We start from the raw sequence: 14,632 nt of genomic DNA on the forward strand, positions 1-14,632 counted from the left end.
GGTCGACAAGGCGTATGAGCAGCCGGCCCCCGGCGGTGGGCCGGCAGCACTACGGCGTACCGGTCGGCCTCTGTCGCTCGTCATGCCAGACCTTGTGCACCGACCCTGCGAGTGCCGTCGCCTGGGCGTGGCCGGCTCCGGCGGCCGCGGGGCGGCGCGCGTCGGACGTCATGTCGCGCCCCATGGCACGCCGCGCGGTGTGGTCCGGGGTCACGAGGGTGACGTGGGCGCCTTCCGCGGTGAGCGCGGCCGCCTGCTGTTCGGCACCGGCATGGGGGCCCACGGCGGCGGGGATCGGGGCGATGGCCAGAACGTGGTCGTGGCCGCGCGCGAGGTGGAGGTTGGCTGTGGAACGGCTGCCTCCGTCCATCCAGCGGCGCCCTCGCAACGTGACGGGAGGCCAGACCACGGGTACCGCGCAGCTCGCGGCGATCGCTTCGGGAAGCGTGATGCCGCAGTCGGCGTCGAAGGCCGTCAGTTGCCCTGAGAGAGCGTCGACCGCCGTGATCCGCAGCGCGCTGCCGGGCCAGTCCCGTACGCCACCCAGCAGGCGGCTGACGGCGTCGTACACGTCGGACTCGGGGCCCGTGCGGGCCTTCAGCGCGGCTCGTCCGAGGCGCCGTACGGAACGCTCCGGGTCACGGGAGCCCAGCGCGGCCCACAGGAAGCGCAGCGTCTGGGCGGGACTGACATGAAGGTCCACCCGGTCGGCACCGGCCAGTTGGCGTTCGTACAGCTCGCGCGCGGGCTCGCCGGCAAGGAGCCGCGAACCGAAGATCGCGCCGGCGGAGGTCCCGATGACGACGTCCGCGCGGACGGGGTCGACGCCCGCGTCGCACAGCCCCGCGAGGACTCCCGCCATCCAGGCTCCGCCGACGGGCCCGCCCCCGCCCAGGACAAGCGCGGTGCTGCCCATGTGTTGTCCACCCCTCCCAGGTAAATGGGGAGTGCTCCCCACTTCTTGGGCCGACGATAGCATCACTACCGGGGAGTGCTCCCCGGTACCGGAAGGGTGAACATGACGGACGACGCGACGGCACCGGCTCGACGGCGCGATGCGCGACGCAACCGGGAGCTGCTGGTCGAGGCCGCGCACGAGGTGTTCACGGAGCAGGGGCTCGAGGCACCCCTGGACGTGATCGCACGCCGGGCCGGGGTGGGCAACGCCACGCTCTACCGGCATTTCCCGAGCCGCGCCGCCCTGGTCGACGCGGTCTTCCGCGAGCCGCTGGCGGGCACGATGGCTGCCGGCGAGGAGGCCCGGACCGCCGCGGACCCCTGGGAGGGGCTCACCGGCTATCTGGACGCCGTGTTCGCCGTCCTGGCCACCGATCGCGGCACGAACGACCTGATGACCACGCATCTCGAAGGCGTCGAATCGCTGCAGGCCGTGCACGCCCACAACCGGGCGACCCTGGACCTGCTCCTCGCCCGCGGCCGTGACCAGGGCAGCGTCCGCGCGGATGTCACCACGGAGGACGTCCTGTTCGCACTGGCCGCGCTGGGGCGCGCCGTCCCCGCCCTGGCCGCCGCCGCGGCCCCCCAAGCCTGGCGTCGCCCGCTGACCCTGCTCCTCGACGGACTGCGCGCATCACCGGTCACCAGTGCCCTTCCCTCCCCCGCGCTCACAGAGGGCGAACTCGGCGACGTCCTCCAAGGGTTGGGACCGCACCGGGCACCCCGGAGCTCTCCTGCGTGAGCGCAGGTCCCGTACGGCACACGCGCGTGCGCGTTTCAGAGCTCCCCTGGATGAGCGCACGTCTCGCACGGCACACGCGCGCCCGCATTCCGGAGCTCCCTGGATGAAGGCAGGTCTCACACGCCACACACGTGCGTGCGCGTCACCCGATCAGGGAAGGGACCAGCGACTCCAGGTCGCTCGGGAACTCGCTGGGGATGTCGCTCGGGAACTGCGACGGGAGCTCGCTGGGCAGCTCGCTCGGGAGCTGCGAGGGCAGACTGAAGGACGGCTTCGCGGATTCGCTCGTGCTGGTGGCGGGGGCCGGTTTCTTGTCCGGTGAATCGTTGTTCCCCGACGCCATGAGGACCACGACGGCCACCGCGGCGGCGGCCAGGACGACGATGAGCAGGGCGATCAGCGGGCTGCGGCGCCTTCGCGGGCCGCGTGGCCCGGGCCCGCCGGGGTCGCCGACCGGACCCATCCGCTGGGTCGACGGCAGGCCGCCGTAGGGGTTCGGGCCCTTGCGCCCGAAGTCGTCGGGAGGTGGTCCGAAGCCACCGCCAGGAGGCGGTGTGTCACCCGGCGGTCCGGGCGGCTGGGGCGGTACCGGCGGCATGGCCATACCGTCCACAGTCGCCCCCGAACCGGTCATGGGGCGACCCCCGCGCGACAGTTGATACGGACCCATGCCGTGGATCGCATGATTCCGGAACATTCCGTGCAGGGGTCGCGACAGGCCGACTCGCTCATGCGCCGTCGTCAACGGTCCCGGTCGGTCGGCACGCGCGTATGCCGGCGGCGGAGGCCACTCACGACCGACGGCACACGCGCGTGGTCTTCGTTCAGCCGCGCGCGCCCAGCAGGTGATCCATGGCGAGCTGGTCGAGCTGCTCGAAGGCCATGCCGCGCGAGGCGGCCGCCTCCACGTCGAAGTCCTCGAAGGCGCTGCGGTCCGCGAGGAGCGACTTCAGGCCGTCCGCCGCGGTCTGCTGCGCCAGCTCGTCCAGGCGCGAGGCGCGCAGCGCCTCCTGGACCTGCGGGTCGGCACGGAAGGCGGCAGCACGCTCCTTGAGAATGAGGTAGTTGCGCATGCAGCCCGCGGCCGACGCCCACACGCCGTCGAGGTCCTCGGTCCGCGGCGGCTTGAAGTCGAAGTGCTTCGGCCCGGCGTAGCCGGCGCTCTCCAGGAGGTCGACGAGCCAGAAGGCCGCACGCAGGTCACCGGCGCCGAAGCGCAGGTCCTGGTCGTACTTGATGCCGGACTGGCCGTTGAGGTCGATGTGGAAGAGCTTGCCCGCCCACAGGGCCTGGGCGATGCCGTGCGGGAAGTTCAGCCCGGCCATCTGCTCGTGGCCGACCTCGGGGTTCACGCCGTACATCTCGGGGCGCTCCAGACGCTCGATGAACGCCAGGGCGTGACCGACGGTGGGCAGCAGGATGTCGCCGCGCGGCTCGTTCGGCTTGGGCTCGATCGCGAACTTGAGGTTGTAGCCCTGCTCGGTCACGTACTCGCCGAGGAGGTCGAACGCCTCCTTCATACGGTCGAGGGCGACGCGCACGTCCTTGGCGCCGCCGGACTCGGCACCCTCGCGGCCACCCCACGCGACGTAGGTCTCGGCGCCCAGCTCGGCCGCCAGATCGATGTTGCGGATCGTCTTGCGCAGCGCGTAGCGGCGCACGTCGCGGTCGTTGGCGGTGAACGCGCCGTCCTTGAAGACCGGGTGCGTGAAGAGGTTGGTGGTCGCCATCGGCACCTTCATGCCGGTCGCGTCCAGGGCCTCACGGAAGCGCTTGATGTGCCTCTCGCGCTCACTGTCCGAGGACCCGAAGGGGATCAGGTCGTCGTCGTGGAAGGTCACGCCGTGGGCGCCGAGCCCGGCCAGGTGCTGCACCGTCTCGACCGGGTCGAGGGCACGGCGGGTGGCGTCGCCGAACGGGTCCCTTCCCTGCCAGCCGACGGTCCACAAGCCGAAGGTGAACCTGTCCTCGGGGGTGGGCTGGTAGTTCATCACGCGGCTCCTCGCTGCTCCGGACTATTTCGTCATGGCGGTTTACAAATTAGTATGCGCACACGTCTCTGGGAAGAGACAAGGCGTCTCCGGGTGGAGACCCGAGCCATTTCAAGATCATGAGCCGTGCAACAAGGGAGAGCCCGATGTCAGCAGCCGAGGGTCCGCTCGTCGTCGGCGTGGACACGTCCACCCAGTCCACGAAGGCGCTGGTGGTCGACGCGGCCACCGGCCAGGTCGTCGCGAGTGGCCAGGCACCGCACACCGTGTCCTCCGGGGCCGGCCGCGAGAGCGACCCGCGTCAGTGGTGGGACGCGCTCAACGAGGCCCTGCGCCAGTGCGGAGACGCGGCCCGCGAGGCCGCCGCGGTGTCGATCGGCGGACAGCAGCACGGCCTCGTCACGCTGGACGCACAGGGCGAGCCGGTGCGCCCGGCGATGCTGTGGAACGACGTGCGCTCCGCGCCGCAGGCCCAGCGGCTGATCGACGAGCTGGGCGGCCCGAAGGCCTGGGCGGAGCGGACCGGCAGCGTGCCCGGCGCCTCCTTCACGGTCACCAAGTGGGCCTGGCTCGCCGAGCACGAACCGGAGGCCCTGCGCGCAGTCAAGGCCGTGCGCCTGCCCCACGACTACCTCACCGAGCGCCTCACCGGCCAGGGCACGACCGACCGCGGTGACGCCTCCGGCACCGGCTGGTGGGCGTCGGCGACGGAGTCGTACGACAGCGAGATCCTCGCGCACGTGGGACTCGACCCGGCTCTGCTCCCCCGCGTGGTCCGGCCCGGCGAGGTCGCGGGCACCGTCCGCGACGGGCATGACCTGCCGTTCTCCAAGGGAACCCTGGTGGCCCCCGGCACGGGTGACAACGCGGCGGCCGCGCTGGGCCTCGGGCTGCGTCCCGGTACGCCGGTGATGAGCCTGGGCACCTCGGGCACGGTGTACGCCGTGTCGAGGCGGCGTCCCACCGACCCGACCGGAACCGTGGCGGGCTTCGCCGACGCCCACGGCGACTGGCTGCCGCTGGCCTGCACCCTGAACTGCACACTCGCCGTGGACCGCGTCGCGGCCCTGCTGGGCCTGGACCGCGAGGCGGTGGAGCCGGTCTCCGGGGTGACCCTGCTGCCCTACCTGGACGGCGAACGCACTCCGAACCTGCCGAACGCCTCGGGACTGCTGCACGGGCTCCGTCACGACACCACCGGCGGCCAGCTCCTCCAGGCGGCCTACGACGGTGCCGTACAAGCCCTGCTCGGAGCGCTGGACCTGGTGCTCGACGAGGACGCGGACCGTTCGACACCACTGCTGCTGATCGGCGGCGGCGCCCAGGGCACGGCCTGGCGGCAGACCGTACGACGGCTCTCGGGACGCCCCGTCCAGGTGCCCGAGGCCAAGGAACTGGTCGCGCTCGGCGCCGCCGCGCAGGCCGCAGGACTGCTGACCGGCGAGGATCCGGGCGCGGTCGCCCGGCGCTGGAACACGGCCGCCGGGCCGGTACTGGAGGCCGTGGAGCGGGACGAGGAGACGCTCGCCAGGATCGCCGGGGTACTCTCCGACGCGGCGCCGCTGCTGGAGCGGGGGACGCGGGCCGGCTGACGACGGGGGACGCGGGCCGGCCCAGGACGGGAACGCGGATCCACCGAGGATCGAGGGAGGCATGACCGCACCGCTGCACGACGCCCACCCGGCGGGTCCCGGCCGCGGCCTGCCCGACACACAGCAGGGCATGCGCCGCCGCAACCTGGCCCGGGTGATGCACGCCGTCAGTGCCGAGGGACCGCTGTCGCGTGCCGCGGTCGCCTCGCGAATCGGTCTGACCCGGGCCGCGGTGTCGACCCTCGTCGACGAGCTCATACGCTCCGGGCTCCTCGAAGAGCTGGGCCCCGAGCGCCCCGGGAGGGTGGGCAGACCGGGTTCCGCACTCGCGGTCAGCGGGCGGGGCCCGGCCGGGATAGGCGCCGAGGTCGGCGTGGACCACCTCGCGGCCTGCGCGGTCGACCTGCGCGGACAGGTGCGCTCACGAGTGGTGCGGTACGGCGCCAACCGGGGCCGCTCCCCCGAGCCGGTGATCGCCGAACTCACCGCCCTGGTACGCCAGGTGGTGACGGAGGTCGAGGCCGAGGGCCTGTGGCCGGCGGGGCTGGCGGTGGCGGTGCCCGGTCTGGTGGCGCGTGACGCCAGGACCGTCGTCCGCGCCCCCAACCTCGACTGGCTCGACACGGACCTGGGCACCCTGCTGCCCGAGGACTACCCGCTGACCGTGGGCAACGAGGCCAACTTCGGTGCGCTGGCCGAACTCTGGCTCGGCGACGGAACCCCCCACGACTTCCTGCACGTCTCCGCCGAGATCGGCATCGGCGCTGCCCTCGTGGTGGACGGACAACTGCTGCGCGGGACCCGTGGTTTCGCCGGCGAGCTGGGCCATGTGCCGGTCCGGCCGGACGGCCCCCGGTGCCCGTGCGGCAGTCGGGGTTGTCTGGAGCAGTACGCCGGTGAGGAGGCGGTGCTGCGGGCGGCCGGGCTTGAGCCGGGCGAGGACCGGGTCGGACTGCTCGCCCAGCACGCGGCGGACGGCGACGAGGAGGTGCGAGGCGCGCTGCGCGAGGCGGGCGAGGCGCTCGGCATCGCACTGACCGGGGCGGTCAATCTGCTGGACCCCGAAACTGTGGTGCTGGGCGGCGCGTTGTCCGGGCTCGCACCCTGGCTGCTGCCGTCGCTGCGGGACGAACTGGCCCGACGCACGGCCGGCCCCGCCTGTCCGGTGTCCGTGTCCCGGCTGGGTTCGGAGGGGCCGCTGCTGGGGGCCGCTCACTCGGTGGTGCGGGCCGTGCTGGACGACCCCGCGGTTGTGGGCGAGCGGGCCTGACCACCTGCCGCTTCACCCCGTCGGGTGAGCGAGTTGTCCACATCACCAAGGTTGTCCACCGAAACACCAAGCACACTTCTGCCCCATCGGCAGGCGCCGTACCGTGATCCACGCGAGGCACACAGCCACCGTGAACAGCGGAGTCGGGGGGGCACAACATGTCGGCGAACAGGGCTGCTTGGCCGCGGCGCGACCTCATCGGGCTGCGCGAGATCCTGCTCCGTCGCATCACGGCCGCGGCCGACACCGCCCGCGTCCGCATCGCCCGTATCCGTACGGCCGTGTCCACCTCGCCCGTGTCCATACGGCTGGTGTCCGGACCGCCCGTGTCCGCCTCGCGCGTGTCCACCTCAGCGAACCCCTGCAGAACGGAGCCGTGCAGTGACGAGCGACGACCCCAGGATCCTGAAAGTGCGGCCCCGACCAGGCGAGTACGCCTGGACGTTCGGCGGCGCGCCACCCGTGGCCCGGATCTCCCCCGGCACGGTTCTCGACCTGTACACGGAGGACTGTTTTGCGGGGCGGGTGCGGTCCGAGAAGGATCTGGTGTCCGAGGTGTGCGAGTTCCCCTTCCTCAACCCGCAGACGGGTCCGTTCCACATCGAGGGCGCGGAGCCGGGCGACACGGTCGCCGTGCACTTCGTCTCGATCGAACCGGCCCGGGACTGGGCCGCGTCGACCACGGTCCCCCTGTTCGGCGCGCTCACCTCCACGCACACCACCGCCACGCTCCAGCCCCCGCTGCCGGAGACCGTGTGGATCTGGCAGTTGGACCGGACCCGGCGCACGGCACTGTTCCGGGCCCGGGACAGCGACATCGAGATCGAGCTGCCCATGGACCCGATGCACGGCACCGTGGGGGTCGCACCCGCCAATCTTGAAGTGCGCTCGGCGCTGGTGCCCGACGCGCACGGCGGGAACATGGACACACCGGAGATGCGGGCGGGCGTCACCTGCTACCTCGGGGTCAACGTGGAGGGCGCCCTGCTCAGCCTCGGCGACGGACACGCCCGCCAGGGTGAAGGCGAGACGTGCGGGGTCGCCGTCGAGTGCGCGATGAACACCGTGGTGATCGTCGAGCTGCTCAAGGGAATCGCCACGCCCTGGCCGCGCATCGAGTCGGACACGCACATCGTCTCGACCGGTTCGGCCCGTCCGCTGGAGGACGCGTTCCGGATATCGCAGCTCGACCTCGTGCGGTGGCTGGTGCGCGACTACGGGTTCAGTGAGCTGGACGCCTACCAGTTCGCGACCCAGGCCGTGGAGTCTCCGTTGGCCAACGTGTGCGACACCAACTACACGTGCGTGGCGAAGATCCGCAAGGAATGGCTGCCCGCGCGCGAGACTCACCGCGGGGTGCACGACCGGCTCCGTGAGACCGCGGCGGCCCTGCGGGGCTGAACACCGCCTACAGGAAAGGCGCTTGACTCTTGGAACGCTCACGACCGCTCCTCGACAGACGGCGACTGCTGAAGGGGGCCGTACTGGCCGCCGTACCGTACACGCTGCTTCCCGAGACGCGGGCCGGGGCGGCTCCCCAGCCCGTCGACCACCCGTCAGCCGAGTGGCAGCCGGCCACCCCGTCCAACTACACGGCGTCGGACCGCCCCTACTCCTACCGGGTGGACCGGGTGATCATCCATGTCACGCAGACCACCTACACCGGCACCCTCGACATCTTCCAGAACCCGGCGAAGAAGGTGTCCGCGCACTACGTCGTGCGATCGGCCGACGGCCATATCGCGCAGTGCGTCCGGGAGGCCGACGTCGCCTGGCACGCCGGGAACTGGGGGTACAACACCCGCAGCATCGGTATCGAGCACGAGGGCTGGGTGGACAAGCCCGCCTACTTCACCGAGGCCTTGTACGGGCAGTCCGCGAAGCTCACGGCGGAGATCTGCCGGAGGTACGGCATCCCCCGGGACCGCGGGCACATCATCGGGCACTACGAGGTGCCGGGCACGGACCACACCGACCCCGGACCGTACTGGGACTGGGCGCGCTACATGAGCATGGTCGAACTGGCCTGATCCGCGCGAGAGGCACATCGCTTGAGGTGACGCCGGTCGAAGTGGTTGTCTGCGCGCGTACCCGGAGTGACGATGTCCCCAGTCACATCGCCGTCCGGGGAGACCGAGTTGACCGATCCTTGGGTGGCCCTGGAACCCGGGGCCGACCCCGCCGAGCAGGTCCGGCTGCTGCGACGCGCCCACGAGACGTTCACCGAGGCGGGCACGGTGCAGCGGCCGGTGCGCCCGGTGGTGGCCGACTCGTGGCGGCGTTCCGCGCGGGCCGGTGTCGGGCCCGACGGAACGGCGAGCGTCGACCTCAGCGACGGTGACCTCGGCGTGTACCGGGCCGAGCATCCGCTGGCCCGGGTCATGCCGCTGGTCCGTGAGCTGATGGGGACCTTCGCCGCCGACGGGGAGCATCTGCTCGCGGTGTGCGACGAGCACGGCAGGCTGCTCTGGGTCGAGGGACATGCCACGACCCGCCGGCAGGCGGAGTGGATGAACTTCGTGCCGGGCGCGCGGTGGGCGGAGACAGCGGTCGGGACGAACGCGCCGGGTACGGCGGTCGCGGTGGACCGGCCGGTGCAGGTGTTCGCGGCGGAGCACTTCATCCGCCGGGTGCAGCCGTGGACCTGCGCGGCGGCACCGGTGCACGATCCTCGGACCGGGCGGGTGCTGGGGGCCGTGGACATCACCGGTGGGGACGGGCTGGCGCATCCGCACAGTCTGGGCTTCGTCCAGGCGGTCGCGCGGGCCGCCGAGTCCCAGCTGGCGCTGCTCCTCCCGCAGCGGCCGACCGGCGATGTCCCCGAGCTGAGCGCGCTCGGCCGGGACGAGGCGGTGCTGGTCAGCGACGGCCGCGGGACCAGGCTCAGCCGTCGGCACAGCGAGATCCTGGTGCTGTTGTCCCGGCACCCGGAGGGGCTGACCGGGGACGAGCTCCTGTGCGCGCTCTACGAGGACGAGTCGGTGCCACCGGTGACGCTGCGGGCCGAACTGGCGAGGCTGCGCAGGGTTCTCGGGCCGGGACTGCTGGCCTCGCGGCCGTACCGGCTGACCGTGCCGGTCGAATCGGACGTGGCCCTAGTCGAGCGGCGGCTGGAGAGCGGGGCGGTCACGGGGGCGGCGCGGGGATATGCCGGTCCGCTGCTGCCCGCGTCGCAGGCTCCGGCGGTGGTACGGCTCAGGCGCCGGGTCGCCGACGGGCTGCGGACCGCGTTGGTCGCCCGCCGCGATCCCGACCTGCTCTCCGACTGGGCGCACGCTCCGTGGGGCGAGGACGACGTCGACGTGTGGCGGGCGCTCGCGGCCGTGCGGCCCACGGTGAGCGTGCGGGCCCGTCTTGCCGCGCTGGAATCGGAGCTGGCCGCCCCGGCGGCAACGTGGTTGCAACGTCCGCGCCCCTAGCCTCGCGCCCAGAGCTGCCCAACGGCGGGCAGCGCTGCTGAGGGAGGCAGGCCAGCATGACCCGTTACGCGGCACCCGGCACCGAGGGCGCGATCGTCTCCTACCAGGCGCGCTACGACCACTTCATCGGCGGCGAGTACGTGGCGCCGGCGCTCGGGCAGTACTTCGAGAACCCGTCCCCGGTCAACGGGCAGCCGTTCACCGAGGTCGCCCGGGGCACCGCGCAGGACGTGGAGCGGGCGCTGGACGCGGCCCACGCCGCCGCCCCGGGCTGGGGCCGGACCTCGACGACCGAGCGGTCCGGCATCCTGCTGAAGATCGCCGACCGAATGGAGGCGAACCTGGAGAAGCTCGCCGTCGCGGAGAGCTGGGAGAACGGCAAGCCGGTGCGGGAGACCCTCGCCGCCGACATCCCGCTGGCCATCGACCACTTCAGGTACTTCGCCGGGGCGATCCGCGCGCAGGAGGGTTCGCTGGGCGAGGTCGACGACGACACGGTGGCGTACCACTTCCACGAGCCGCTCGGCGTCGTCGCGCAGATCATCCCGTGGAACTTCCCGATCCTGATGGCGGTGTGGAAGCTCGCCCCGGCCCTCGCCGCGGGCAACGCCGTCGTCATCAAGCCCGCCGAGCAGACGCCGGCCTCCCTCCACTACTGGATGAGCCTGATCGCGGACCTGCTGCCGCCGGGCGTGGTGAACATCGTCAACGGCTTCGGCGTGGAGGCAGGCAAGCCGCTCGCGTCCAGCCCGCGGGTGGCCAAGGTGGCGTTCACCGGCGAGACCACGACGGGGCGGCTGATCATGCAGTACGCCTCCGAGAACATCAAGCCGGTCACCCTCGAACTCGGCGGCAAGTCACCGAACATCTTCTTCGACGACGTGTGGGCGCAGGACGACGACTTCCGCGACAAGGCGCTCGAAGGATTCACGATGTTCGCCCTCAACCAGGGTGAGGTCTGCACCTGTCCCTCCCGGGCACTGATCCAGCGCGGCAACTACGCCGAGTTCATCGAGGCCGCCGTCGCCCGCACCGAGCTCATCACACCGGGCCACCCCCTCGACACCGACACGATGATCGGCGCCCAGGCCTCCAACGACCAGCTGGAGAAGATTCTCTCCTACCTGGACGTCGGCCGGCAGGAGGGCGCGAAGGTCCTCACCGGCGGTGAGCGCATCGAGTACGACGGTGAGTTGAAGGGCGGCTACTACGTCCAGCCGACGATCTTCGAGGGCGACAACCGTATGCGGATCTTCCAGGAGGAGATCTTCGGCCCCGTCGTCTCGGTGACGTCCTTCGACGACTTCGACGACGCCCTGAAGATCGCCAACGACACGCTGTACGGGCTCGGCGCGGGTGTGTGGACCCGGGACATCAACACGGCGTACCGGGCGGGGCGCGGGATCCAGGCCGGCCGCGTCTGGACCAACTGCTACCACGCGTACCCGGCGCATGCCGCCTTCGGCGGGTACAAGCAGTCGGGGATCGGGCGGGAGACCCACAAGATGATGCTGGACCACTACCAGCAGACGAAGAACCTTCTCGTTTCATACAGTCCGAAGAAACTCGGGTTCTTCTAGAGCCTGAAGTCGGTTGCCTGGAGGCATCGTTGCGCTCCAGGCAACCCAACGCGGTAGCCGCCCTACGGGAAGTTCCTGCTCGCCGTGGTGGCCGAATCGGCTGTGGCCGTGGAGATGGAGGGCGTCGGCGCTCTGGCGCCGAAAGCGGGCGCAGTTGGGGGCGAGGGCGGGGTAAGAGCGTGCGGCCGGGCGATTCTCGACGCGTAGCGGATCGTGGGGCGGGTGGGACTCGAACCCACGGCCGACGGATTATGAGTCCGTTGCTCCGCTCCAGGATGAAATTCGCTCCCTCAACACTTCCCCGCCTCTCGGCATGCGGCTGGCCACAGTGGGATCTGGAACGCCTTGGCCGCCGCCGTCGGGTGCGCCAAGGTGATGCGGCATCAAGCCAAAGGGGCCCAAGCTCCGTTGGCTTTCTTCCGGGATCAGTGCGTCGCCCATATCCTCGTACGTCGGCGGTTACCTACGGTAAGGGGTAGCGATGGGCGGCACCACACGCAGAGGGTTCCTAAGTTCGGCCGCGGCCGCCGGCGGCGGAGTCGCCCTCGCGCCCCCCCAACGGGCCGCGGCCCGGGACGGCGCCGCCGCACAGACCGTGGCCGTATTGGGCGGAGGCGTCGCCGGGCTCACGGCCGCCCACGAACTCGCCGAACGCGGCTTCCGGGTCACGGTCTACGAACGCAAGGCGCTGGGCGGCAAGGCCCGCAGCATGGACGTACCGGACAGCGGCACGGGCGGCCGCGGGCCCCTGCCCGGGGAGCACGGCTTCCGCTTCATCCCCGGCATCTACCACAACCTGCCCGACACCATGCGGCGCATCCCCTTCCCCGGCAACCCGGGCGGTGTCCACGACAACCTCGTCGCCCCCAAGGAGATGCTGTTCGCCCGGTCGGGCGGCCGCGAGGACATCCGGATCCCTCTTCCGTGGCCCGGCAACACCCCGGCCGAACTCACCCCCGACGACATCCGCCGCGCCCTCACCTCGGTCCTGGACACCGCCTTCAACCTCCCCCTCCACGAGGCCCTCTACTTCGCCAACCGCTTCCTGGTCTTCCTCACCAGCTGCGATGAACGCCGCGACGAGACCTGGGAGCAGATGCCGTGGTGGGAGTTCGTACGGGCCGGACGGATGTCGTACGACTACCAGCGGATCCTCGCCATCGGCATCACCCGCAACATCGTGGCCACCAAGGCGGAAGAGGCCAGCACCCGTACCGTCGCTACCCTGCTGGAGGCCTTCGCCTTCAACCTCCTCGGGCGGGGCGCGGACGGACCGCTGGACCGGATCCTCAACGCGCCCACCAACGAGGCCTGGATCGACCCCTGGGTGACGTACCTGAGGTCACTCGGGGTCGAGTTCCACATCGGCTGGACCGTACGGGACCTGATCCTGGACACGGGCCGGATCGCCGGTGCCGTCGTGGAGGACCCGGATGGTGCCCGCCGGACTGTCACCGCCGACCACTACATCTCGGCCATGCCGGTCGAGCACGCGCGCCGCACCTGGAACTCCGCCGTGCGCGCCGCCGATCCCCAACTGGCCGAGTGCGACCGGCTGGAGACGGACTGGATGACCGGCATCCAGTTCTATCTCACCGAACGTACGCCGATACTGCACGGCCACCTCGACCTGATCGACTCCCCCTGGTCGCTGACCGCGATCGCCCAGGCCCAGCACTGGCCGGGCCACGACTTCCCTGCCGACTTCGGCGACGGCAAAGTCGCGGACTGTCTGTCCGTGGACGTCTCCGAGTGGGACCGGCCGGGCATCCTGTACGGCAAGACCGCCAAGCAGTGCACCCGCGCCGAAGTCGCCCGCGAGGTGTGGGCGCAGTTGAAGGCGGCGCTCAATGACAGCGGCCGTACGGTCCTGAAGGACTCCGTGCTGCACTCCTGGTTCCTCGATCCGGCCGTCGACGGCCTCGGCACTCCGAACCCGGTCAACGAGGAGCAGTTGCTCATCCATCCGACAGGAACCTTCCACCACCGTCCGCGATCGGCTACGAAGATCCCCAACCTCTTCCTGTCCGGCGACTATGTGGCCGTGCCCATCGATCTGGCCACCATGGAAGGCGCCAACACCTCGGCCCGGCAGGCCGTCAACGCCCTGCTGGACGGGATCGGTTCGACCGCGGAACGCTGCACCGTCACCCCGCTGTACCGGGCCCCCGAGTTCGAGCGGATCAAACGCCACGACCGCACCCGTTACCTCCTTCGACTGCCTAATCTCTTCGACGTCGGTTGACAGCAACGCTGAACCCGTCCCCGGCGACGGGGATCCCTGGGCTCTCCCGATGCTCCGGCGAATCAGCGCTGAATTGCTGAACGCCCGGGGACGGTCCGGATCGGGTGCCCGAGACCAAGATCCGGGCCATTTCCGGACCAAGCTGCCATCGACCGCCGACAGCGGGCTCGTTTCCGCAGCTCAGAGCAGGAGCGTCGCGTGTACCACCACGAGACGAAGAACCTTCTCGTTTCATACAGTCCGAAGAAACTCGGGTTCTTCTAGAGCCTGAAGTCCGTTGCCTGGAGGCATCGTTGCGCTCCAGGCAACCGGACACGGCAAGCAAAGGCGCTTCGATGACGGCTCCTGCAACCCGCATCGCGGTCATCACCCGGCCCGCACCGGAGGTCAGTCGGCTCGCTCCGGGTCCGCGACGACCGTTGGTCCCGTGGTCATGTGTGCCTCGCCGACCCAGGACGGCGGATCGACGGCGTCATCATTTGCGGTGATGTCGCTGTTCTCCAGTGGGCCGCCGTTCACCGCTTCCGTCTTCTCGGTGGAGTCTTTGTTGCCGTCGCTCTCCTTCTGCCGCCTCTGCAGGGCGAGTTCCCTCGCCCTCTTCTCGGAGTACAGCCTCATCTCGGCCTCTGTCCGGTGCTCGAACACTGTTGTCTCCATGTCAGTTCGTGGGGTCCGGTGCACGCACATGGCCCGCTGGTCCGGTTCGTCCTCGCTGCGTCGTCTTCGCCGCCGTCCTCCACATCTCCGATCGCGGCTGACCACAGGTGATGACCGGGTACCCGGGGGTTCTGTGACAGTGTCACAACATTGGTAGCCGTGACACCAATCGTGGGTCG

The 14,632-nt window shown here is 70.8% G+C and carries 12 protein-coding genes; 8 read left to right on the top strand and 4 right to left on the bottom strand.

Annotation, left to right across the window (positions count from 1 at the left end; translation table 11 throughout):
* Positions 1 to 49 precede the first annotated feature (49 nt).
* Complete coding sequence (locus tag ACZ48Z_RS07330) at positions 50 to 916, bottom strand: patatin-like phospholipase family protein (protein WP_468734817.1); 867 nt, start codon at positions 914 to 916, stop codon at positions 50 to 52.
* Positions 917 to 1,018: 102 nt separating this feature from the next.
* Here ACZ48Z_RS07330 and ACZ48Z_RS07335 point away from each other — a divergent pair, with 102 nt between their 5' ends.
* Positions 1,019 to 1,699: a TetR/AcrR family transcriptional regulator gene (locus ACZ48Z_RS07335; protein ID WP_468734818.1), complete on the top strand. Its 681-nt coding sequence runs from the start codon at positions 1,019 to 1,021 to the stop codon at positions 1,697 to 1,699.
* 142 nt (positions 1,700 to 1,841) lie between these two features.
* Here the strand turns inward: ACZ48Z_RS07335 and ACZ48Z_RS07340 are convergent, their stop codons facing one another.
* Together ACZ48Z_RS07340 and xylA are read right to left on the bottom strand one after the other, a co-directional pair.
* Positions 1,842 to 2,303 carry a hypothetical protein gene (locus ACZ48Z_RS07340; RefSeq protein WP_468734819.1) on the bottom strand — a complete coding sequence of 154 codons (462 nt, stop codon included), beginning with the start codon at positions 2,301 to 2,303 and terminating at the stop codon, positions 1,842 to 1,844.
* A gap of 220 nt (positions 2,304 to 2,523) precedes the next feature.
* A complete protein-coding gene (gene xylA, locus ACZ48Z_RS07345; RefSeq protein WP_468734820.1) occupies positions 2,524 to 3,690 on the bottom strand; it encodes a xylose isomerase in 1,167 nt (388 codons plus the stop codon).
* Between the two features lie 146 nt (positions 3,691 to 3,836).
* Between xylA and xylB the strand changes: the two genes are divergently transcribed.
* From xylB to ACZ48Z_RS07380, 7 genes are all read left to right on the top strand, one after another.
* On the top strand, positions 3,837 to 5,282 hold the full coding sequence (xylB, locus tag ACZ48Z_RS07350) for a xylulokinase (protein ID WP_468734821.1): 1,446 nt from the start codon (positions 3,837 to 3,839) through the stop codon (positions 5,280 to 5,282).
* A 61-nt stretch (positions 5,283 to 5,343) separates the two neighbouring features.
* The gene (locus tag ACZ48Z_RS07355; RefSeq protein WP_468734822.1) at positions 5,344 to 6,552 is read left to right on the top strand and encodes an ROK family protein; all 1,209 of its coding nucleotides are present in this window, start codon (positions 5,344 to 5,346) and stop codon (positions 6,550 to 6,552) included.
* Positions 6,553 to 6,933: 381 nt separating this feature from the next.
* Complete coding sequence (locus ACZ48Z_RS07360) at positions 6,934 to 7,953, top strand: acetamidase/formamidase family protein (RefSeq protein ID WP_468734823.1); 1,020 nt, start codon at positions 6,934 to 6,936, stop codon at positions 7,951 to 7,953.
* Between the two features lie 29 nt (positions 7,954 to 7,982).
* Complete coding sequence (locus tag ACZ48Z_RS07365; protein WP_468734824.1) at positions 7,983 to 8,582, top strand: N-acetylmuramoyl-L-alanine amidase; 600 nt, start codon at positions 7,983 to 7,985, stop codon at positions 8,580 to 8,582.
* A gap of 72 nt (positions 8,583 to 8,654) precedes the next feature.
* Entirely contained in the window at positions 8,655 to 9,971 is a 1,317-nt protein-coding gene (locus ACZ48Z_RS07370; RefSeq protein WP_468734825.1) for a winged helix-turn-helix domain-containing protein, read from the top strand.
* 56 nt (positions 9,972 to 10,027) lie between these two features.
* Positions 10,028 to 11,551 carry an aldehyde dehydrogenase gene (adh, locus tag ACZ48Z_RS07375; RefSeq protein WP_468734826.1) on the top strand — a complete coding sequence of 508 codons (1,524 nt, stop codon included), beginning with the start codon at positions 10,028 to 10,030 and terminating at the stop codon, positions 11,549 to 11,551.
* A 481-nt stretch (positions 11,552 to 12,032) separates the two neighbouring features.
* Positions 12,033 to 13,796, top strand: a complete 1,764-nt coding sequence (locus tag ACZ48Z_RS07380; RefSeq protein ID WP_468734827.1) for a hydroxysqualene dehydroxylase — start codon at positions 12,033 to 12,035, stop codon at positions 13,794 to 13,796.
* A gap of 387 nt (positions 13,797 to 14,183) precedes the next feature.
* Here the strand turns inward: ACZ48Z_RS07380 and ACZ48Z_RS07385 are convergent, their stop codons facing one another.
* Entirely contained in the window at positions 14,184 to 14,441 is a 258-nt protein-coding gene (locus tag ACZ48Z_RS07385) for a hypothetical protein (RefSeq protein ID WP_468734828.1), read from the bottom strand.
* Between the last annotated feature and the right edge of the window lie 191 nt (positions 14,442 to 14,632).

This window comes from Streptomyces sp. NPDC031225, from assembly GCF_055570355.1.